Annotated in this window: 19 protein-coding genes; 10 read left to right on the top strand and 9 right to left on the bottom strand. The window is 66.9% G+C overall.

Annotated elements, in window-relative coordinates:
* The first annotated feature begins 130 nt into the window (after positions 1-130).
* Positions 131-2,212: an ATP-dependent DNA helicase RecG gene (gene recG, locus TSO5_RS09915; protein ID WP_109151430.1), complete on the top strand. Its 2,082-nt coding sequence runs from the start codon at positions 131-133 to the stop codon at positions 2,210-2,212.
* On the opposite strand, the gene TSO5_RS09910 is transcribed toward recG, so the two are convergent.
* Together TSO5_RS09910 and TSO5_RS09905 are read right to left on the bottom strand one after the other, a co-directional pair.
* Positions 2,164-3,000 (bottom strand): DUF502 domain-containing protein, encoded by an 837-nt coding sequence (locus tag TSO5_RS09910; RefSeq protein WP_247870681.1) that lies wholly within the window; start codon positions 2,998-3,000, stop codon positions 2,164-2,166. The two genes, recG and TSO5_RS09910, sit on opposite strands and share 49 nt — an antisense overlap.
* An 82-nt stretch (positions 3,001-3,082) precedes the next feature.
* Positions 3,083-3,484: a hypothetical protein gene (locus TSO5_RS09905; protein ID WP_109151429.1), complete on the bottom strand. Its 402-nt coding sequence runs from the start codon at positions 3,482-3,484 to the stop codon at positions 3,083-3,085.
* A gap of 203 nt (positions 3,485-3,687) precedes the next feature.
* Here TSO5_RS09905 and TSO5_RS09900 point away from each other — a divergent pair, with 203 nt between their 5' ends.
* Positions 3,688-4,434 (top strand): Crp/Fnr family transcriptional regulator, encoded by a 747-nt coding sequence (locus TSO5_RS09900; RefSeq protein ID WP_109151428.1) that lies wholly within the window; start codon positions 3,688-3,690, stop codon positions 4,432-4,434.
* A 114-nt stretch (positions 4,435-4,548) separates the two neighbouring features.
* On the opposite strand, the gene TSO5_RS09895 is transcribed toward TSO5_RS09900, so the two are convergent.
* On the bottom strand, positions 4,549-4,746 hold the full coding sequence (locus TSO5_RS09895) for a hypothetical protein (RefSeq protein ID WP_109151427.1): 198 nt from the start codon (positions 4,744-4,746) through the stop codon (positions 4,549-4,551).
* A 42-nt stretch (positions 4,747-4,788) separates the two neighbouring features.
* Positions 4,789-4,983 (bottom strand): hypothetical protein, encoded by a 195-nt coding sequence (locus tag TSO5_RS09890; protein WP_247870680.1) that lies wholly within the window; start codon positions 4,981-4,983, stop codon positions 4,789-4,791.
* Between the two features lie 260 nt (positions 4,984-5,243).
* On the opposite strand from TSO5_RS09890, the gene hisE reads away from it, so the two are divergent.
* Entirely contained in the window at positions 5,244-5,690 is a 447-nt protein-coding gene (gene hisE / locus TSO5_RS09885) for a phosphoribosyl-ATP diphosphatase (protein WP_109151425.1), read from the top strand.
* Positions 5,691-5,726: 36 nt separating this feature from the next.
* On the opposite strand, the gene TSO5_RS09880 is transcribed toward hisE, so the two are convergent.
* A complete protein-coding gene (locus tag TSO5_RS09880) occupies positions 5,727-7,421 on the bottom strand; it encodes a histidine kinase dimerization/phosphoacceptor domain -containing protein (protein WP_109151424.1) in 1,695 nt (564 codons plus the stop codon).
* 480 nt (positions 7,422-7,901) lie between these two features.
* On the opposite strand from TSO5_RS09880, the gene TSO5_RS09875 reads away from it, so the two are divergent.
* From TSO5_RS09875 to TSO5_RS09860, 4 genes are all read left to right on the top strand, one after another.
* On the top strand, positions 7,902-9,662 hold the full coding sequence (locus TSO5_RS09875; RefSeq protein ID WP_247870679.1) for a DUF3369 domain-containing protein: 1,761 nt from the start codon (positions 7,902-7,904) through the stop codon (positions 9,660-9,662).
* 117 nt (positions 9,663-9,779) lie between these two features.
* The gene (locus tag TSO5_RS09870) at positions 9,780-10,331 is read left to right on the top strand and encodes a SiaB family protein kinase (RefSeq protein WP_109151422.1); all 552 of its coding nucleotides are present in this window, start codon (positions 9,780-9,782) and stop codon (positions 10,329-10,331) included.
* 23 nt (positions 10,332-10,354) lie between these two features.
* Positions 10,355-10,753, top strand: a complete 399-nt coding sequence (locus TSO5_RS09865) for a DUF1987 domain-containing protein (RefSeq protein ID WP_109151421.1) — start codon at positions 10,355-10,357, stop codon at positions 10,751-10,753.
* The gene (locus TSO5_RS09860) at positions 10,750-11,805 is read left to right on the top strand and encodes a HAMP domain-containing sensor histidine kinase (RefSeq protein ID WP_109151420.1); all 1,056 of its coding nucleotides are present in this window, start codon (positions 10,750-10,752) and stop codon (positions 11,803-11,805) included. The genes TSO5_RS09865 and TSO5_RS09860 overlap by 4 nt, the downstream gene beginning before the upstream one ends.
* Before the next feature lie 7 nt (positions 11,806-11,812).
* Here the strand turns inward: TSO5_RS09860 and TSO5_RS09855 are convergent, their stop codons facing one another.
* From TSO5_RS09855 to ftsH, 4 genes are all read right to left on the bottom strand, one after another.
* Positions 11,813-12,565, bottom strand: a complete 753-nt coding sequence (locus tag TSO5_RS09855; RefSeq protein WP_109151419.1) for a response regulator transcription factor — start codon at positions 12,563-12,565, stop codon at positions 11,813-11,815.
* Between the two features lie 165 nt (positions 12,566-12,730).
* A complete protein-coding gene (locus TSO5_RS09850) occupies positions 12,731-14,317 on the bottom strand; it encodes a SpoIIE family protein phosphatase (RefSeq protein WP_247870677.1) in 1,587 nt (528 codons plus the stop codon).
* Complete coding sequence (locus TSO5_RS09845; RefSeq protein ID WP_109151417.1) at positions 14,314-15,102, bottom strand: transporter substrate-binding domain-containing protein; 789 nt, start codon at positions 15,100-15,102, stop codon at positions 14,314-14,316. The genes TSO5_RS09850 and TSO5_RS09845 overlap by 4 nt, the downstream gene beginning before the upstream one ends.
* 129 nt (positions 15,103-15,231) lie before the next feature.
* Positions 15,232-17,013 carry an ATP-dependent zinc metalloprotease FtsH gene (gene ftsH / locus TSO5_RS09840; RefSeq protein ID WP_109151416.1) on the bottom strand — a complete coding sequence of 594 codons (1,782 nt, stop codon included), beginning with the start codon at positions 17,011-17,013 and terminating at the stop codon, positions 15,232-15,234.
* A 268-nt stretch (positions 17,014-17,281) separates the two neighbouring features.
* On the opposite strand from ftsH, the gene TSO5_RS09835 reads away from it, so the two are divergent.
* Genes TSO5_RS09835 through TSO5_RS09825 form a run of 3 tightly spaced genes read left to right on the top strand, consistent with a single transcriptional unit; the run spans position 17,282 to position 19,973 of the window.
* Positions 17,282-18,103: an ABC transporter ATP-binding protein gene (locus tag TSO5_RS09835; RefSeq protein ID WP_109151415.1), complete on the top strand. Its 822-nt coding sequence runs from the start codon at positions 17,282-17,284 to the stop codon at positions 18,101-18,103.
* Between the two features lie 5 nt (positions 18,104-18,108).
* Positions 18,109-18,909 (top strand): ABC transporter permease, encoded by an 801-nt coding sequence (locus TSO5_RS09830; protein WP_109151414.1) that lies wholly within the window; start codon positions 18,109-18,111, stop codon positions 18,907-18,909.
* 35 nt (positions 18,910-18,944) lie between these two features.
* Entirely contained in the window at positions 18,945-19,973 is a 1,029-nt protein-coding gene (locus tag TSO5_RS09825; protein ID WP_109151413.1) for an ABC transporter substrate-binding protein, read from the top strand.
* Positions 19,974-20,108: the final 135 nt, after the last annotated feature.

The raw sequence follows: 20,108 nt of genomic DNA, 5'->3' as shown, positions 1-20,108 counted from the left end.
CATAGGCCCCTGGCCTCGGGTGCGCTCCGCCGTCCCTTCTTTTCTCAGATGCCGTTCAGTGGCCTTGACGTGGCTGGGTCCACCCGGCTTTCTGGAAGCCCTCGAAGGCTTTCCCGGTAGCGTCCCGCCAGTGCGTCCCGCCATCCTGTTTCCGCTGTTCAAACCGGTTACGGCACTTCCCGGCCTCGGCCCCCGTCTGGGCAAGCTGGTGGAGAAGCTCGCCGGCGCCCACGTCGTCGACCTGCTGTGGCATCTGCCCTGCGGCGTCGTCGACCGCCGCTTCTCGCCGAAGATCGCGCAGGCGCCGCACGGGCGCATCGCCACCCTGACCGTGCGCATCGATTCGCATGCGCCGCCGGTGAACCCGCGCCATCCCTACAAGATCCGCTGCACCGACGAAACCGGCGTGTTGGAGTTGGTCTATTTCCATGTCCGCGGCGACTGGCTGTCGAAGCAGATCCCGGCCGGCACCACCATGGTCGTCTCCGGCAAGGTGGAGTGGTTCAACGACACCGCCCAGATCACCCATCCCGACGCCGTCGTCCCGGTCGATGCCAAGGAAGAGCTGGAACTGGTGGAGCCGGTCTATCCGATGACCGCCGGCCTGCCGGCCAAGACCCTGCGCAAGGCGGTGCGCGCTGCGCTCAACGACATTCCGGCGCTCGACGAATGGCAGGACCCGGCATGGCTCGCCCGCCGGCAGTGGCCGACCTGGGCCGAGGCGCTGAAGCGCGCCCACACGCCGGAGGATGAGGGCGACCTCGCCGCCACCGCGCCGATCCGTTGCCGTCTCGCTTATGACGAGCTGCTGGCGAACCAGCTTGCGCTGATGCTGGTGCGGGCGAGCCAACGCCGGCTGGCCGGGCGCGCGACCGAGGGCGACGGCAGGCTCCGTCAAGCGGCGCTCGCGGCGCTGCCCTTCTCGCTGACCGGTTCGCAGGCGGCCTCTCTGGAAGACATCTACGCCGACATGGCTGCGGAGCGGCGGATGCTGCGGCTCCTCCAGGGTGACGTCGGCAGCGGCAAGACCGTGGTCGCGCTGATGGCGATGCTGAACGCGGTGGAGACCGGCGCCCAGGCCGCGCTGATGGCCCCCACCGAGATCCTGGCCCGCCAGCACGCCGAAAGCCTCGCGCCGCTGTGCAAGGCCGCGGGCGTGGAGATTGGCCTGCTGACCGGCCGCGACAAGGGGAAAGCGCGGCAGGCCGTGCTGGATCGGCTGGCCTCGGGCGAGCTGCCGCTGCTGGTCGGCACCCACGCCCTGTTCCAGGAGGATGTCGCCTTCAAGGATCTGGCGCTGGCGGTGATCGACGAACAGCACCGCTTCGGCGTCCATCAGCGCCTGCAGCTGTCGGCCAAGGGCCGGGCGGTGGACGTGCTGGTGATGACCGCCACCCCGATTCCGCGCACGTTGACGCTGACCGCCTATGGCGACATGGACGTCTCGCGTCTGACCGAAAAACCGGCCGGCCGTAAGCCGGTGCAGACCGTCACCATCGCGCTCGACCGGCTGGAGGAGGTGGTCCACGGCATTCAGCGCAAGGTGTCGGAAGGCGCGCGGGTCTATTGGGTCTGCCCGCTGGTCGACGAATCGGAACAGACCGATCTCGCCGCCGCCACCGAGCGCCACGCCTTCCTGCGCGCCACCTTCGGCGACCGGGTTGGGCTGGTCCATGGCAAGATGCGTGGGCCGGACAAGGACGCGGTGATGGCCGCCTTCGCCGAGGGCAGCCTGGACGTGCTGGTCGCCACCACGGTGATCGAGGTTGGCGTCAATGTGCCCGAGGCGACCGTGATGGTGATCGAGCATGCCGAGCGCTTCGGACTCGCCCAGCTGCACCAGCTGCGCGGCCGGGTCGGGCGCGGTGAGAAGCCGTCGAGCTGTCTGTTGATGTTCGACTCGAACCTGACGGAGACGGCGCGGGCGCGGCTGAAGACCCTGCGCGACACCGAGGACGGCTTCGTCATCGCCGAGGAGGATTTGCGCCTCCGTGGTGCCGGCGAGGTGCTGGGCACGCGCCAGTCGGGGCTGCCCGGCTTCCGGATGGCCGACCTTGCCGTGCATGGCGACCTGCTGGCGGTCGCGCGGGACGATGCCCGGCTGGTGGTGGACCGCGACCCCGACCTCGCCAGCCCGCGCGGGCAGGCGTTGCGGACCCTGCTCTACCTGTTCGAACGCGACGCGGCGGCCAAGACCTTGCGGTCGGGCTGATCGTCGTTGCCATCCTGGTTGGGGCCATCCTGGTCGGGGCCGGCCGGCGGCTCCACCAGCGTCGGGCGCCGCTCGGGCGGGACGACGATGCCGCCGGACATCACCAGCTTCAGCCCGTCTTCGACGCTCATGTTCAGCACGGTCACCTCGCGGCGCGGCACCATCGCCAGATAGCCGGCGGTGGGCGGCGCGCAGGGAATGAAGACGTTGACGAAATCGTCGGCCACGCCCGCCAGCTGCAATTGCACCTCCGGGTGGGCGGCGCCAGTTATGAAGCCCAGCGACCACACGCCGGGGCGCGGATACTGGATCGCCACCACCTCGCGGAAGGCATTGGATTTCTTGGCCAGCACCGTCTCGAAGATCTGCTTCACCCCGCCATAGACGGAGCGGACGACCGGCATGCGCCCGACCACCCCCTCGCCGACACCAAGAACCAGACGACCGACATAGCCGGCGGTGAAGGCGCCGATCAGGGTGACGGCGACGATGACCACCAGCACGCCGATGCCGGGAATCGAGAAGGGCAGGTAGTTTTCGGGATTGTAGGTGCTGGGGATCAGCGGCCGGATATAGCCGTCGATCAGCGAGACGAACCACCAGGCGATATAGACGGTGATGGCGATGGGGGCGGTCACCAGGATGCCGGCCAGGAAATAGGCGCGCAGCCTCCCCATAAACCCGATACCCTCGCGGCGGTGCCGCGCCGGCTCTGCCGCCTGGGTCTTCGTCTGGGCTTTCACCTGACCCTTGCCGGGGACCTTCGGTTCAGTCTGATCTCCGCTCACGCCCGCCCATCCGCCGATCGTCTGTCCGCGCCATAGTGGGGCAAGCGCGGCCCTCTCTCAACTGCCGTTTGGCGGTGATGGGTCAGCCGACCAGCGATCCGGCGATCACGCACAAGAGGGTGACGGCCCCGGCGATGGCGGCGCCGTCGACGTGATTGGGGAAGGCACGCCAGAACTCTTCGCGCGACATCGGTTCCGGCGCGTCGAATTCGTCCATCGACAGGCCGGCGGCCATGCCGCCGCAGGTACGGTCGGCGATGGCGCCGGACAGATGGGCCATGGCGACGGCCAGATAGCAGAACTTCACGAAATCCAGCAGGAAGCCCAGCGTGCTGTTCGCCTCGCCCAGCGGGCTGGCGGTGAAGCCGGTGGCAGCGACCGTGCTCGCCATGGCGATGGCCGCGGCGAAGGGGATCAGGGCGACCGACAGCAGCCGTTGCGAATCGACACGACGGGCGGTGGGCACGGTGAACAGGCTGGTCATGATCGGCGCTCCGGCAGCGATGAACGGGGTGCGGTTGAGGGACGGGTCGGCGAGGCGTCGTTCCCTTCTGCGCGTTCGGCGTTAACGGAGGGTTGACACCGGCCATTGGTCACAGCGCCTTCCACCTTTGCGCAGGTCACGCTATCCTTTGGCGCAACAAACAGTCCGGGGCGGCTCCGGAACTTCCCGTGCCGAAGGCCGAAATGAGCAAATCCGACAGTCTGGCCAATGCGCTGTCCGACACACCGGCCGATACGCCGGCCGCCGGGCTGGACCGCATCGAGCTGCTGCGTCCGCTTTCCGCCGATCAGCGCGCCGCGGTGGCACGCCAATGCCGCTGGCGCCGCTTCGCTCCGGATGAGCAGCTGATCGACCATTGGGCCGAGACCCGTGACGTCGGGTTCGTGGTGGAGGGGCGGGTGCGGGTGCTCAGCCACTCGGCCGGCGGACGCGAGATCAGCTTCAGCGATATCGATGCCGGGGAACTGGTGGGAGAGATGTCGGCGCTGGACGGCCGGCCGCGCTCCGCGTCGGTGGTGGCGCTGGAGGAGGGGGCGCTGATCGCCTTCCTGCCGGCGAAGCCCTTCCAGGCCCTGGTGACCGCCCATCCGGAACTGGCGATGGCGATGATGCTGCGCTTGTGCGACAAGCTGCGCGGCGCCACCGACCGCATCATGGAACTGTCGACCCTCGGCGCCAACAACCGGGTCCATGCGGAACTGCTGCGCCTTGCCCGGCGCGCATCGCGGCAGGGCGCGTCCGCGGTCATTACGCCGATCCCCGTCCATTCCGACATTGCCGCACGCGTCAGCACCACCCGCGAGACCGTGGCCCGCGTGTTGAGTGACCTGACCCGCGACGGGATGCTGGAACGCCGCTCCGATGCGCTGGTGGTGCGCGATCTTCCGCGGCTGGAGTTGCTGGTCGAGGATGTCCGCGGCGGCGCCTGAGGCGCAGGCCGTAAGCGGACCTCCCAAAAAAGAAAAGGCCGCGGCCGCCCGAATGATTGGGCTGTGCCGCGGTCGCCTTTCAAACCCTCGAATTTTCTTGTTCTTGGAACTTGGTCAGCGGTGCAGGGACTGGAACAGGATCACCGCCGGGGTGGACTTCACCCAGTCCGTCAGGAACGCACCGACCGGACGCAGCAGGATGGCGGCGGGGGTGGCTTCCAGCCAGTCGGCGACGAAGTCGCGGACCGGGTGCAGGGTCTGGCTGTCGCTATGGACGCCATGGTCGCCGTGATGAAGGCTGAGGATGCTCATGATCGACTCCGTTGATCGGATGTTGCGCGGGGTGGCCGGGCGTCAGCGCTTCAGCAGGCTCAGGACGAAGCCGGCCGGGGTGGCGGCGGCCCATTCGCGCAGGAAGGCGCCGATCGGGCCAAGGACCAGATAGGCCGGGGTGGCTTCGAACCAGGCCACCGGGAATTCGGCGACGGCGTGCAGGGCGTCGTTCGAAGTGTGGTTGTCGGTGCCGGGCTGGAAAGTGGTGGTGGTCATTGTCGTCTCCATCGGGCTGTTGAGGAGACTATATACTGGTATACCCAATGCCAAATACGCTGCCTTTGCATTGCTGGCTGCTGCAAAAATTACAGCTATACAGAGATTTCCTTCAGCCAATGGTCAAATACCAAATCAATCAGTATCACTGACTATTGTCAGTGGCCGGGAGCGATCCGATCGTCCAGTGGCACCGGTGAAATGTTTAGTCGACCAACCAACGTCTTGACAGCGCCGGTTTGAAAAACGATTTCAGGGACATGGTTCAATACATCGGTCCCGATCCGCTCCGCAGCCTGCACGAGGCCGTGCAAACCCTGCGGCGCGAGCCTTCCTCCGTCCCTGAAGCCTCGCGCACGGCAAAGCTGCTGGCGCAGGGCCGAGCCCGCATGGCACGGAAGGTGGGGGAGGAGGCGATCGAGGTGGCGATCGAGGCGATGCGCGGCGACCGCGGCGCACTGGTGATGGAGGCGGCCGACCTCTTGTATAATCTGGTCGTGCTGCTGGCCGACTTCGACATCGCCCCCGACGAGATCCTGGCTGAACTGCGGCGGCGCGAACTGGCGTTCGGCATCGCGGAAAAGCTCCCGAAAGCCGAAGAACCGCCGAACGGCTTGGCCTCTGGCTCTGGCTCTGGCAACGGCTCCACCACCGGTGTGGCGGCCAACTCTCCCAAGCCCGGCCCCGTCAAACGTTGCAAACGCTGAAGTCTTTCAGATGCTCATCGAAGCATCCGAAAGCGTCTAAACGGCGTCGCTCTCCTGCGGAAAGACCAGATCGAACCGTGTGCCGGCTCCCCTGGTGAAATGATACTCGCCGCGTATTTGCCGGGCGAAGGCCCGGATCAGGTCCATGCCCATCGACCGCCGTCCGGGGGTGGAGGGATCCTCCGGCTCGGGGGCACCGGTGCCGTCGTCCTGGATCGTCAGATGCAGCGATCCGTTCTCCGCCGTCACTATGATGTCGATGGTGCCGGTACAGCGGCCGGTGAAGGCGTGCTTGAACGCGTTCGACACCACTTCGTTCAGGATCAGGGCGAAGGGCACCACGCGGTTGAGGTCGAGGCTGAGCGGTTCCACCCGATGCCTGATGGTGATGGTCCTGCCTGGGCGGCTGTGGAAGCTGTTCAGATGCCCGGCCAGCGCCTCGATGAAGCTGTCGAGCGCGACCGCCGATATGCCGGTGGCGCGGTAGATCTGCTCGTGGATCAGTCCCATCGTGTTGATGCGGGTCAGCGCCTCGCTGAAGGGCGCCTCCAGTTCCGGCGCGCGTTGCGCCTGCAACTCCAGCAGGCTGAGGATCACCTGCAGATTGTTCTTCACCCGGTGATGGATGTCGCGCAGCAACACCTCCTTGTCGGCCAAGGCTTGGTCGAGGTGCCGGGTGCGTTCGGTGATCCGGTCCTCCAGTGCCTCGTTGGAGCGGCGCAATGCCTCCTGCGCCTCGGCGGCCTGACGCGACCGGTGCAGTGCGATGCCGCCAAGCAGGACAAGCAGTCCCAGTGCCGGTGTCGCGAACAGTGCGTAGGGCATCACCCGGTCGTGCCATGCTCTTTCGATGGAGCCGACGTCGGTGCCGTAGACCACATAGATCGGCATGTCCGGCACCTTGCGGCGGGCCATCAGCCGCTCGACCCCGTCGGAGGGCGTCACCGCATGGAAGACGCCGTTCCTGTCGGGGACCGAGATCAGTTCCGGCAACCGTCCGATGTCGGTGCGATTGGCCGGGGCGTTCTGCGGGGTACGGACCAGCACCTCGCCATCTTCGCGCATCAGCAGGATGACGTCGCTCGACCCTCGCAGGACCGAACGGTAGAAGTCGGCGAAATAGCTGGGCAGGAGGGAGATCTGTGCCACCCCCTGGAACTGGTGGTTCGACAGTTCCATCCGGCGGCTGAGAGTGAAGAAAATCTCGGAGTTGATCTTGCCCGTCAACCGCGGGCCGATGTGGAAGGCGCTGCCGGGGTTTACAAGAGCACGGAAATATTCGCGGTCGCTCGCGTTCAGCGGGCGCATCGGCCATTCGAAGCTGCTGACGCGGACGCGTCCGCTCTCGTCGGTGATCCAATAGGACTGCACCTCCGGCGACTGGGCCGCCATGGCTTTCAGGCGTTCGTGCAGCAGGGGAGAACTGTCGATCCGGTCCCATCCCAGGTCATCGACCATCCACTCCATATGCGACAGGGTGGCGGCATGGATGCCGAGTGTCTTGGCTGCATGCTCCTCCAGCACGCGTGCGATCGCGGCGGTGTGGGTCTCCGCCTCGTCGATCACCTGGCTGCGGTATTGATAGGCCGCAAACACCAGCAGGGCGGCCGTAAGGGCGAGGGCGACCGCCAGCAGCGCCAGAATTGCCGGTGAAACGGCCTTGCGTCCACCACGGATGGTGCCAGGGGGTCCTGCGGCATGTGCATCCTGTTCGAAGCCGGCAGGGGTCATCGGGGGGAGGTCGTCCGTTTGCGGGGGGTATGGCGAGGCTCGAGAATAGCGCAAAGGTCAACGCCCGTCACTCAACAACCATGTCGTGATAAAACTGCCTACAAATTCTCTGAATGGTCGGCATCTTCCGTATCGCTTCGATCCTGGGCGTCGATCGACGGCCCGAATTCGATGCCCCTGAAAATGAGAATCCCGGTGAACCACAAAGGCGAGACGGCCATGGCGGCGCCGGCCGGGCAGGGACGCCGTGGTCGTCGACGCTTCGCACCCTTACTTTCCGGACACTCCGTTATGCACTGTCGTAATAAAGCATTGCACAACATTGGCTCTGCCGTACATGACTCTTCGTTCATATGCGACAAATTGAAACGAATGCTGTCAATCCGCCTTATCGGTCTTGGAAGCGGCACCGTACGGTGGTTCCATTGCGGCAGGCATAGGCAATCACGCATAGTGTGACGGGGGCGGCGGATGGCGGGAATGGACGGGGGGCTGGACGACGAACTGCTGTTCGGCCCGGAGGACGGCGCTGCGACGGTGGCAAGTTCTCAACGGCCGTCCGGTACGCCCTGGCCCGTCCTGGTGGTGGACGACGATCCCCAGGTTCACGCCATGACCGCGGTGCTGCTGCGCGACTTCGACTTCGACGGACGCCCGTTCGAGGTGGTGAGCGCCCTGTCGGCGGAAGAGGCGAAGGCGGTCCTCGCCCAGCGGCCCGACCTGCCCATCGCCCTTCTCGACGTGGTGATGGAGACGGAGGATGCCGGCCTGAAGCTGGTCCGCCACATCAGGGAGGAATTGGGCAACCGCCGCATGCGGATCATCCTGCGCACCGGCCAGCCGGGTCAGGCGCCGGAGCGGGACGTCATCGTCGGCTACGACATCAACGACTACAAGGCCAAGAGCGAGCTGACGGCGCAGCGTCTGTTCACCACGCTGGTCAGCGGGCTGCGCGCCTGGCGCGACATCGTGACGATCGAGCGCAACAGGCAGGGGCTGGAACGGATTCTCAGCGCCTCCGCCCCGCTGTTCGAGATGCGGCCGATGCGCGCTTTCGTCGAACGGCTGGTGGAGCAGATCGCCCGCGTCGTCGACCACGGCAGCGCGCCGGCGGTTCTGGCCTGCCGTCCGGTCGACCGCGCCGATGGCAGCCGGACGGTCGCCGTGGTGGCGGGGCTGGGGGTCTTTTCCGGCTGCATCGGGCTGCCGGTGGCCGATGTCCTGTCGATCGGCGCGGCGACGGAAGTGGCGGACGCCCTGCTGACCCAGCGCAACCTCTATCACGACGGCCATTGCGTCCTGGTCTTCCGCACGCGCGAGCATGGCGTGACCGTCTTCTGGCTTGAACGGGCGGAGCCCTACACCGCGGACGAGCACCGCCTGCTGGAGCTGTTCTGCAACCGTGTCGCCATCGGCTTCGACAATGTCTGCCTGTACGAGGAACTGGTGGCGCTGAACCACTCGCTGGAGCAGCGGGTGGAGGAGCGCACGCTTGAACTGGCCGCCAATCAGAAGGCGCTGATCCTGGCCAAGGAACGGGTGGAGCGGGCACTGGAGCACGAACTGCTCGCCCGCGACCGGCAGCGCCAGTTCCTTGGCATGGTCAGCCACGAATTCCGCACGCCGCTCGCCATCATCGACAGCGCGGCGCAGCTGCTGGCGATGCGGGCCGGGCAGGTGGAACCGGAGATGCTGGAACGGCTGGCGGTGATCCGTAGCAGTGTGCAGCGTCTGACCGGCCTGATCGACGCCCATCTGACCGACGAGCGGCTGCAGACCAACGCCCTCGTGCTGGAGCGGGCCGAGGTCGACTTGGCCGACCTGATCGCCAATGTCGTCCGGCCGTTCCGCGTCGCCTATCCCGACCGTGAATTCCGAATGACCCTGGCCGGATTGCCGCGGCGGGCGGAGGTCGACGCCAACCTGATCGCGCTGGTCCTGACCAATCTCGTCAACAACGCCGTCAAATATTCCGGTCCTGGCGAAGCGATCCATCTTCACGGCGATACCGACGGCGCCATGGCGGTGATCGAGGTGACCGACCATGGCCGCGGCATTCCCGAACCGGAGCTTCCGCGCCTGTTCGACCGCTTCTTCCGCGGGTCGGGCGCGTCCGGCGTGCCGGGCACCGGCATCGGTCTGCACACGGTGCAGCAGATCGTTCATCTGCATGGCGGCGCCGTCGCGGTCGACAGCACGCTGGGAAAGGGATCGACCTTCCGGGTCGTGCTTCCCGTGTGATGCAGCCCGATGTCGCGGCTGCCCAAGAGCCCGATGCCCGAAAGACTATGGCCCTTTTCCAAGGGAAATGACATAGTCGGCTGACTCCCGGCACCTGTGGAACCTCAGGCCACAACCATGCTCGCCCAACAATATTCGTCGATTAAACGCGATCTCGACGAGAGGGGGATCGTGTTCTCTTTCAGCGGATACTTGTCGGAAGGGATACTTTACTCCCTCGGCGAAGCACTGCGCGAGAAAATGGCGCTGGAAGAGGCCGATGGTCCCACCATTCGCCGCGTCTTCTCGGTCTTCGTCGAGCAGATGCAGAACATCATCCGTTATTCCGCGGAAAAGGTGTCGGGCAGCGCCGGCCGCGCGGTGGAACTCAGTGCCGGCATGGTCACCATCGGGATGGAGGGGGGCAAGGTCTTCATCGTCTGCGGCAACACCGTGCGCAACAGCGAGGTCCCGCGCCTGAAGGAGCGGCTGGACCATTTGAAGAGTCTGGATCGCGACGGCATCAAGACCTATTACCGCGAACAGCTTCGGGAGGAGCCGGACGACGGCAGCCGTGGCGCGACCCTGGGGCTGATCGAGATCGCACGGCGGGCCAGCGACCCCATCGACTATGATTTCGATGCGATGGACGCGGACCGCAGCTTCTTCTGCCTCAAGGTCCGCGTGTGAGCGGCCGAACCGAGCGATACGACATGGACAGCCTGATCATCCCCGCAACCGGACGCACGCCGGGCGTCTTCTTCGATTTCGCCGTCGGCCATTTACGCATGACCGGAGAATCCTACCCGGACGACGTCGCCGGGTTCTTCGGTCCGGTGTTCAACGCGTTGCGCAGCTTTCTCGACCGTCCGGACGGCGGCGCCATCCGCTTCGACATGGAGCTTCTCTATTTCAACAGCTCCAGCGCCAAGGCGCTGATGAACATCTTCCAGATGCTGGAGACGGTGGCCCGGGGCGGGCGGCCGGTGACGGTGACCTGGTGCGTCGAAGAGAATGACGAATCGATGCGCGAACTCGGCGAGGACTTCGCCGAGGACTTGCGGCATGTCGTCTTCCAGATGCGGGAGTTGCCCGCCGGCGGGGTCCCGTGAGCTTCAACCTCTTCGCCGCGGAGGAGGAGGCGCTTGCCAAGGCCCGCGCGCTGGAGACGAGGCTGGGCGCGCTGGCGCCCGATTGCCTGCCGGAGTTCCGCGACCTGATCGCCGCCTTCGAACTCAGCACGCGGGAGCAGCAGCGCCTCGTGCGGGTCAGCGACCGGCTGCAGGCCCAGTTGAGCGACGCCAACCACGAGTTGGAGCGGCGGCGCAGCGAGGCGGAGGCGGCGCTGGACAGGCTGCGCGAGGCGCAGGAGGCGATGATCCGGTCGGAAAAGCTGGCCTCCCTCGGTGCGCTGGTCGCCGGTGTGGCCCACGAGATCAACACGCCGGTCGGCATCGCCGTTTCCTGCGCCTCGCATCTGGCCGACGCCACCTTGGTGATGCGCCGGCGGGCCGCCGAAGGCGAGCTTGGCAAGGCGGAGTTCACCCGCTATCTCGCCACCGCGACCGACACCACCGACCTGATCCTCGGCAATTGCGAACGGGCGGCGCAGCTGATCGCCGGCTTCAAGCAGGTTGCGGTCGACCGTGCCAGCGCCGAACGGCGCAGCGTCAACCTCGCCGCCTACATCCAGGAAACGCTGGTCAGCCTGCAGCCGAAGCTCCGGCCATCGGGCCATGCGGTCGCGGTGAGCTGCCCGGCCGACCTGGAACTGGACAGCTATCCCGGCGTGCTTTCGCAGATCCTGTCGAATCTGGTGATGAACGCGCTGACCCATGCGTTCGCCGACGGACGGGCAGGGGACATGACGATCACGGTCGACTGTCCCGATCCCGACACCGTCCGCCTTCGCTTCACCGACAATGGGCGCGGCATGATCGAGGAGCATCGCGCCAGAGTGTTCGAGCCCTTCTTCACCACCCGGCGCGGTCGTGGCGGCAGCGGGCTGGGGCTGCACATCGTCCACAATCTGGTGGTCGGTGCGCTGATGGGGTCGATCACCGTGGACAGCGCGCCGGATCGCGGCACCAGCTTCACCCTGCTGTTCCCCCGCCGCACGCCCGATCGGGCGTCGCCGGGCCAGGGTTTGCCAGCCTGGGACTGACCCACCCCTAGGCGGCGCCGACCACCCGGATCGGCGCGGAGAAGACATAGCCGACCCCATGCACCGACTTGAGCGGGGCCGGTCCGCCGATGGCGCCCTCCACCTTGTGGCGCAGGCGGCCGACGACGGTGTCAATGGAGCGGTCTTCCGGGTTCCAGCGGCGGTTGTAGAGCGCCTGAGAGATCTGGTCGCGCGTCGCCGGCTTGCGGGCCTGTGCGGCCAGCAGGCTGGTCAGCTTCATCTCCATGCTGGTCAGGCTGATGCGGATCCCGGCCGGGTTGGTCAGGCTCCATTCCGTAGGGTCCAGCGACCAGCGCGCCTCGTCGGCAGAATCGCCGGCCTCGGCGCCTGCGGTCCCGTTGGCGGCCTGGATCGCCGTTTCCGCGGCGCGCTCGCTCAGGCGGCGCAGCAGCGATTTGACCTGTGCTTCCAGTTCGCGAAGCTCGACCGGCTTCACCAGATAGGCGTCGGCGCCGATCTCCAGCCCGACCACGCGGTCGACGGTGGAACTGCGCGCGGTCACCATGATGATGCCGGCGCCATGGCTGTCGCGCAGCCGGGCCGCGATCTTGAACCCGTCCTCGTCCGGCAGGTTCACGTCCAGGATGATGATGGCGGCGTTGCGGTTCCGCAGCAGCCGGTCCAGTTCCGCCCCATCGCGTGCGCCGATCGCATCGAATCCGCAGCTCGACAGATACTCGACCATGTCGGACCGCAGGGAATTCTCATCTTCGACCACGACGATCGTCGGACCTGCCATGCCGTGCTCTCCCCAATCACCACTTCAGCGGGTGCAGCATACCCTAGGATGCCTAAATTTTGAAAGAAACTCGGCAGGCTTCTGCCGTCCGCGACGGGTTGCCGTCACAACCTGTCACAAAAAATAGCATCTCTGTAACAGATTTGAGGGAGGCGGTCAGGAGTTTTACGCAGCGTAGCGGCTGGATCCGGCGCCGGAAACGGCGGCTGCGTCGGTCAGCCGCACGCGGAAGCCGAACAGGGTGATGTCGTCCCGCTGCTCGCGGTTACCCTGGAAGCGGTCCAACGAGCTTTCCAGGTCGGACTTCAGCCGGTCGAGCGGTCCGTCGCCGCCCTGGCTCAGCAGCTGGCGCAGCCTGCTCCGGCCGAAACTGCGCCCATGCTCACCGCCATTCTGGTCCACCAGCCCATCGGTGCCGATGAGGAAGGTCTGGCCGGGGCGCAGGGCGATGCTGTGGTTGGTGAAGGGCGACTCGGCAGTACCCGGGGCGTCTTCGGGGACCGGCCTGCTCGCGGTGGGGCGATAGCCCAGGCTCAGGCGATCGCCGCGCAACTCCGTCACCTCGCCGCCGGTCACCATCAGCAGCGGAACGCGGGCGCCGGCGAAGACCAGCCGTCCTTCGGCCGGACGGATGTGGCACAGCCCCAGGTCAAGACCATTGTCGAAGCAGTCCGTCCCGCTGCGCGCCTTCCCCTCCTGGTGCAGGGCGGCGCGGACCTTGCGGTCGACGGCGGCCAGCACCGCCGCCGGATCGTCCGCGCCCATCTGGTCGAGTGCGTTGTTCAGCATGGCGCTGGCGGTCATCGTCATGAAGGCGCCGGGCACGCCATGGCCGGTGCAATCGGCCACCGCGACGACGAAGCCGTCCGCCACCTCGCGGCAGACATAGAAATCGCCGCTCACCACATCGCGCGGGCGCCACAGCACGAAATGCTCGGTCAGCCCGGCCGACAGCGCATCGGCCGACGGCAGGATGGCGGACTGGATCAGCTGGGCGTAATTGATGCTGTCCATGATGGCGCGGTTGGTGGCGGCCAGCGCCTCCGTCCGTTCGCGGACCCGGCTTTCCAGGGTGCTGGTATGGTCCTGCACCGTCGCCGCCATCCGGTTGAAGCCGTCGGCCAGCACGCCGATCTCGTCGCTCCGCCCGGCATCCATGCGGGCGCCGTAATCGCCGCGCGCCATGGCGCTGGCCAGCTGGGTCAGCCGCCGCAGCGGCCGCAGCACCATGCGGTTCAGCGTTAGCCCCAGCGCCGCCATCGCACCCAGCAGCGACAGCAGCAACAGCCCGGCCACCGGAACCAGCGCGTTCAACGTCGCCTGCCGCACCTCGGCCGTCGAATAGACGATGCGCAGATGCCCGACCGTCTGCACCCGTCCCTCGCGCCCATGCAGGACGATGGGGCGCTCGACCGTGATTCGACCGGCGCCATCCCCGACGTCTCCCGACGAGGTGCGTGCCAGCGGTTCCTCGCGGTCGCTCTCGAAGACGGCGATAGAGCGGATGGCCGGATCGCGGACGGTCAGCGCCTCGATCATGCGCTCGGCGCTGCGGTTGTCGAGTTCCCACACCGGGCCGCTCAGTGCGTCGGCCTGGGTGGCGGCGACCAGTTCCGCCCGGTGCAGCAGATCCTGGTGGCGCTGCCCCTCGACGATCTGCTCGGACAGCAGCATGGCGGCAGCACCGATGCTCGCCGTCGTCAGCAGGATGGCTCCGGCCACCCGCGCCAGCAGAGAGGATCGCCGCCTCACGCGAGGATTCCGCTGCGCCGCCACAGGGTCTCCAGCCGTCCGTCCGCCTGCAGCCGGTCCAACAGCGTATCGAGCCAGCCGGCGGTGATCTTGCGGTCGTGCCGCGTCAGGATGGTGTGCTCGTAAATCTGGTCGGTGCGCTCGGATACCAGGACCTGCCGGGCCAGGTCCGGCTCGCGCTGCAGGAAGCGGGTCAGGAAGGAGCGGGTGACGATGGCGAGGTCGGCCCGGCCGGCGACGACGCTGCGGACATTGCCCTCGTGCGTCACCGTGACGCGGGTGTGATGGCGCTGTTCCAGCAGCTTGGGATCTGCCTCGAATCCGGCGAAGGCGTAGTGATAGCCCAGCCGTCCGAGAATCGATTTGCCGCTCAGGTCGTCGAAATAATGCTGGTCTATTCCCGGCGCCGCCCTGGCGACGAACACCTCCGCATCGCGCAGGAAGGGCCGGGTTGCGTCGACCGGACGATCCTGCCAGCCCCAGCTGAGGCATTCGAAGGCGATCATGTCGAACCGCCCCTGTTCCAGATCGTCATAGCGCCGCTGCGGAGCGGTCCTCACCATGTCGAACCGGAATTCATCCTGCGCGGTGTTGAACAGGTCCAGCAGGTCGCGCGTGACGCCGCCGCCCGATTCGTCGACATAGGGCGGAAATTCGTAGGCGCCGACTCGGATGACGGCGGGGGTCTGGTGCGCCGCCGCCGGCCGGGAGACCAGGAAGGGCAGGGCGGAAAGAAGAGGCAGCGCGGTTCTCAAAACCCTGCGGCGGGATAGCGGCCCCGTCATCGCGCCCCTCTCCTGTAACCCCTATTCGCGTAAGGGTCAGTCTACCCCCGTATGCACCCATGCCGCAATGCGGGACATTTCCTTATCAGGGTAGCGCCCCGGAAAGTGCCGGACTGTCCTTGCCCGGCCTCAGGCCGCTTCGGTGGCGCGCTCCTGCTCGCGGTCGGCCAGTTCGGCGATCTCGTGGCCGCTCAGGGTCTCACGCTCCAGCAGGGCCTGGGCGATCCCGTCCAGTGCGTCGCGGTTGGTGCGCAGCAGGCGGCGGGCATGCTCCATGCCTTCGTCGGTGAGGCGGCGGACCTCCTCGTCGATGCGCCAGGCCGTCCGTTCCGACCGCGCACCCGGTTCCGCCGCGGCATGGGCGACAAAGCCGATCTCCTCGCTCATGCCCCAGGCGGTGACCATGCGACGGGCCAGATCGGTGGCGGCGCGGAAGTCGGCCTCGGCCCCGGTGGTGACGTGTTCGGGACCGAAAGCCATCTCCTCCGCCGCGCGGCCGGCCATGGCGACGGCGATGTCGGCCATCAGCTTGGCGCGCGAGACCGAAACGCGGTCGCCCTCCGGCAGCCGCACCACCATGCCCAGCGCGCCGCCGCGCGGGATGATGGTGGCCTTGTGGATCGGGTCGGCCTGCGGGCAGCGCAAGGACACCAGCGCGTGGCCGGCTTCATGCACCGCGATCAGCCGCCGCTCGTGCGCCGTCAGGGCGAGGCTGCGGCGTTCCGTTCCCATCAGCACGCGGTCCTTGGCGGCCTCGTAATCCGCCATGGTGACGACGACGCGGCCCTGGCGCGCCGCCGACAGCGCCGCCTCGTTGGTCAGGTTGGCGAGTTCCGCGCCGGAGAAGCCCGGCGTGCCGCGCGCCACCGTCCGCGCGCAGACATCCGGGGCCAGGGTCAGGCGGCCGGCATGGACGCCCAGGATGGCCTCGCGCCCGGCCACGTCGGGCAGGCTGACATGGATGTGGCGGTCGAAGCGGCCGGGGCGCAGCACGGCGGGGTCCAGCATCTCCGACCGGTTGGTGGCGGCGATGACCACCACCTCTCCCCCCTCGACGATCCCGTCCATCTCCACCAGAAGCTGGTTCAGCGTCTGCTCGCGTTCCGAATGGCTGGTCGATTCGCCGCGCTTGCCGGCCAGCGCGTCGATCTCGTCGATGAACAGGATGCAGGGGGCGTTGGCGCGGGCGGTCTTGAACAGGCTGCGCACGCGCGCCGCGCCCAGACCGACGAACATCTCGACGAAATCCGACCCCGACGCGGCGAAGAACGGCACGCCGGCCTCGCCCGCCGCCGCCTTCGCCAGCATGGTCTTGCCGGTGCCGGGCGGGCCGACCAGCAGGATGCCCTTCGGCACGCGGGCGCCGGCCATGGCGAAGCGGCGCGGGTCCTTCAGGAACTGCACCGTCTCGCGCAGCTCCTCCTTCGCCTCGTCGACGCCGGCCACGTCGGCGAACACGGTGTTGGTGTCCTCCGGCCGCACGCGGGTGGCGCGGCCCATGCCGAAGAACTGCCCGCCGCTCATCAGCAGCCCGCCGATCAGCAGGGCCACCACCACGAAGGGCGCGGCGCGGTCCAGCACGCCCACCGTCTGCGCCATCAGCCCGCCGGGCCCCTCTTCGAAGGAGATGGCGACCGTGTGGGCGCGCAGTTCCTTCAGCAGATCGTCGGTGACCGGCATGACCACGCGGTAGCGGCTGCCGTCGGCGGCGACCGCATGGCCGGTGCCGTTGGCGAAGGTGATGGAGCTGATCTCCCCACGGCCCGCCTGCTCGATCAGCGCGCTGTAGGTGGCCGGCCGCTCGTCCGCCCGCTGGTGGTGATCGTACCAGGCGGCGAAACCGAGCCACGCGGCGAGCAGGGCGGCCAGGACGGCAAGTGCGATCAACGGGCGTTTCGGCAGCGTGGGCATATCGGCTCCGCGAAGGAAAAAGGACTGGCTTTCGATCTATGCCATTGATGGAAGCATTGATGCTGGACGGCGGGCCGCCGCGGCAACCGATAAGGGCCCGCGTCCCTTCTTTGACACCGTAAGCGGTGCGTTTGCGGAATGGCTCCTTTCGGATTCCACGGAGATCTCAATCGGTTGCCGATAGGCTTCAGTTCGGACAGTATGGCATTCCAACCAAAGCGCATCGCCCGCCGAACCGCACCGCCAAAAAGATAAGGACCATACCGACATGGCCGAGGCCGCCGCGGCGCCCGCCCTCCAGCTGGAAGGCGTGACCTGCACCTTTCCCTCACCCGACGGCCGGGGACGTTCCTACACCGCCGTACAGGGCGCCAGCTTCACCGTCGCCGATGGGGAGTTCGTGTCGATCGTCGGCCCGACCGGCAGCGGCAAATCGACGATGCTCAACGTCGCCGCCGGCCTGCTGAAGCCCAGCGAAGGCCGCGCGCTGTCCTTTGGGCAGCCGGTGACCGGCATCAATCCCAAGGCCGGCTACATGTTCCAGGCCGAGGCGCTGATGCCGTGGAAATCGGCGCTCGACAATGTCGCCGCCGGACTGGAATTCCGCGGCGTCTCGAAGTCAGAGGCGCGGGACCGCGCCCGGCCCTGGCTGTCGCGCGTCGGGCTGGAGGGGTTCGGCGATCGCTTCCCGCACCAGCTGTCGGGCGGCATGCGCAAGCGCGTGGCGCTGGCCCAGACGCTGATCGTCGATCCCAAGATCATCCTGATGGACGAGCCCTTCTCGGCGCTCGACGTCCAGACCCGCCAGATGATGGAGAACGAGCTGCTCGACCTGTGGGCGGCGGACCGCAAGTCGGTGGTCTTCATCACCCACGACCTGGAGGAGGCGATCGCCATGTCCGACCGGGTGCTGGTGCTGTCCGCCGGGCCGGGGGCGCGGCTGATCGGCGAATACCGCATCGATCTGGACCGCCCGCGCGACGTGGCGGAAATCCGCATGACTCCGCGCTTTCTCGCCCTGCACCAGGAGATCTGGTCGCAGCTGCGCGACGAGGTGCTGAAGGGCTACGCCCAGACCAAGCTGCGGTGACGAATATGAGATCCCACGCCAAACGCCTGCCCAGCCGTCCGGCCATCCTGCTGCTTCAGTTGGGCGTCCTGATCGCCTTCTTCCTGATCTGGCATGTCCTGACCGACACCAAGATCCTAAGCCCCTTCTTCTTCGGCACGCCGGGAGCGGTGCTGGCCCGTACCTGGGCCGATTTCGCCTCGGGCGTCATCTGGTACCATCTCGGCATCACGCTGCTGGAAACGGCGCTGGCCTTCGTCATCGGCACGGTGGCGGGCATCGCCTTCGGCTTCTGGTTCGCCCGCGCGCCGTTGGTCTCCATCGTCTTCGACCCCTACATCAAAGCCGCCAACGCACTGCCTCGAGTCGTTCTGGCGCCGATCTTCGCGCTGTGGCTCGGGCTCGGCATCTGGTCGAAGGTGGCGCTGGGGGTGACGCTGGTTTTCTTCATTGTCTTCTTCAACGTCTATCAAGGCGTGAAGGAGGTCAGCCCGGTGGTCCTGGCCAACGCCCGTATGCTGGGCGCCAGCTCCCGCGACCTGTTCCGCCACGTCTATCTGCCCTCGGCCCTGTCCTGGGTCTTCTCCTCGCTGCACACCGCCGTCGGCTTCGCCATGGTCGGTGCGGTGGTGGGCGAGTATCTGGGCTCCGCCGCCGGGCTGGGCTACCGCATCCATCAGGCGGAGGGCGTGTTCGACACCGTCGGCGTCTTCTCCGGCATGCTGGTGCTGACGATCTTCGTCGTCCTGATCGACACCGCCGTCACCATGATCGAAAAGCGGCTTCTGCATTGGCGCCCGCAGGATACCAGCGGCGGGCAGCACTGAAATCCCACAGGGAAATCGAAAAAGGGAGGAAACCAATGAAATTCAAATCGCTGATCGCGGCCGCCGCGGTCGCCCTAACTCTGGGAACCGCCGGACTGGCCGCCGCCCAGCAGAAGCTCGAGAAGACCGACATCAAGATTGCAGTCGGCGGCAAGCCGCTGCTCTACTATCTTCCGCTGACGCTGGCCGAGCGGCTGGGCTACTTCAAGGATGCCGGACTGAACGTCGAGATCAGCGACTTCGGCGGCGGCGCCAAGAGCCTGCAGGCCCTGATCGGCGGCTCGGCCGACGTCGTCACCGGCGCCTACGACCACACCATCCAGATGCAGGCCAAGGGCCAGCCGATCGTCGCGGTGACGCAGCTCGGCCGCTATCCCGGCATCGTGCTGGCCGCTGTCAACAAGGCCGGCACCGTCAAGTCGGTGAAGGACCTGAAGGGCAAGAAGGTCGGCGTGACCGCCCCCGGCTCCTCCACCAACTTCATGCTGAACTACGTCCTGACCTCTCTGGGCATGAAGCCGGACGACGTTTCGGTCATCGGCGTCGGCGGCGGCCCCAGCGCCATCGCCGCGATCAAGCGCGGTGAGATCGACGCCATCGTCAACCTCGACCCGGTCATCAGCCAGGCCGAGGCCGATGGCGACATCACCGTGCTGGCCGACACCCGGACGGCCAAGGGCACCATGGACGTCTATGGCGGCCCCTATCCGGCCGCCGTACTCTACGCCAAGCCGGACTTCGTGAAGGAGAACCCGAAGACCACCCAGGCGCTGACCGACGTCTTCGTCCGCACCATGCTGTGGCTGAACAAGGCCAGCACGGAGGATGTGCTGAAGGTGCTGCCGCCGGAGTATTTCCTCGGCAACAAGGACCTCTACGCCCAGGCCTTCGAGCATTCCAAGCCGACCTATTCGCCCGACGGCCGCTTCACCCAGGACGGCGCCGAAGCCGCGCTGAAGGTGCTGAAGGCCTTCGATCCGGCAGTGGCGTCCGCCAACATCGACCTGTCCAAGACCTACACCAACCAGTATGTCGAGGACGCCCTGAAGCGCCTGCAGAAGTGAGCCTGCCGACCGCTTCGGAATACCCATAGAAAAAATGTGGGCGCGGCAGAATGTCGCGCCCTTTTTCATGCTGCACCGCCGTTAGACTGGACGAAATCGGTCCTGATTGCTGCCCGGATCAGGATCGCCCATCCA

The organism is Azospirillum sp. TSO5 (assembly GCF_003116065.1).
Taxonomy (GTDB): domain Bacteria; phylum Pseudomonadota; class Alphaproteobacteria; order Azospirillales; family Azospirillaceae; genus Azospirillum.
Note: the sequence above shows the minus strand (reverse complement) of the source record. Positions and strands in the feature narration are given on the sequence as shown.

Excerpts from the sequence above, each read along its gene's own strand:
- TSO5_RS09870 (WP_109151422.1), top strand. The coding sequence starts at position 9,780 with ATGCTCGCCCAACAATATTCGTCGATTAAACGCGATCTCGACGAGAGG.
- TSO5_RS09900 (WP_109151428.1), top strand. The coding sequence starts at position 3,688 with ATGAGCAAATCCGACAGTCTGGCCAATGCGCTGTCCGACACACCGGCC.
- TSO5_RS09880 (WP_109151424.1), bottom strand. The coding sequence starts at position 7,421 with ATGACCCCTGCCGGCTTCGAACAGGATGCACATGCCGCAGGACCCCCT.
- TSO5_RS09835 (WP_109151415.1), top strand. The coding sequence starts at position 17,282 with ATGGCCGAGGCCGCCGCGGCGCCCGCCCTCCAGCTGGAAGGCGTGACC.
- TSO5_RS09845 (WP_109151417.1), bottom strand. The coding sequence starts at position 15,102 with ATGACGGGGCCGCTATCCCGCCGCAGGGTTTTGAGAACCGCGCTGCCT.
- TSO5_RS09895 (WP_109151427.1), bottom strand. The coding sequence starts at position 4,746 with ATGAGCATCCTCAGCCTTCATCACGGCGACCATGGCGTCCATAGCGAC.
- TSO5_RS09830 (WP_109151414.1), top strand. The coding sequence starts at position 18,109 with ATGAGATCCCACGCCAAACGCCTGCCCAGCCGTCCGGCCATCCTGCTG.
- TSO5_RS09905 (WP_109151429.1), bottom strand. The coding sequence starts at position 3,484 with ATGACCAGCCTGTTCACCGTGCCCACCGCCCGTCGTGTCGATTCGCAA.
- ftsH (WP_109151416.1), bottom strand. The coding sequence starts at position 17,013 with ATGCCCACGCTGCCGAAACGCCCGTTGATCGCACTTGCCGTCCTGGCC.
- TSO5_RS09890 (WP_247870680.1), bottom strand. The coding sequence starts at position 4,983 with ATGACCACCACCACTTTCCAGCCCGGCACCGACAACCACACTTCGAAC.
- TSO5_RS09865 (WP_109151421.1), top strand. The coding sequence starts at position 10,355 with ATGGACAGCCTGATCATCCCCGCAACCGGACGCACGCCGGGCGTCTTC.
- TSO5_RS09825 (WP_109151413.1), top strand. The coding sequence starts at position 18,945 with ATGAAATTCAAATCGCTGATCGCGGCCGCCGCGGTCGCCCTAACTCTG.
- TSO5_RS09855 (WP_109151419.1), bottom strand. The coding sequence starts at position 12,565 with ATGGCAGGTCCGACGATCGTCGTGGTCGAAGATGAGAATTCCCTGCGG.
- TSO5_RS09875 (WP_247870679.1), top strand. The coding sequence starts at position 7,902 with ATGGACGGGGGGCTGGACGACGAACTGCTGTTCGGCCCGGAGGACGGC.
- hisE (WP_109151425.1), top strand. The coding sequence starts at position 5,244 with ATGGTTCAATACATCGGTCCCGATCCGCTCCGCAGCCTGCACGAGGCC.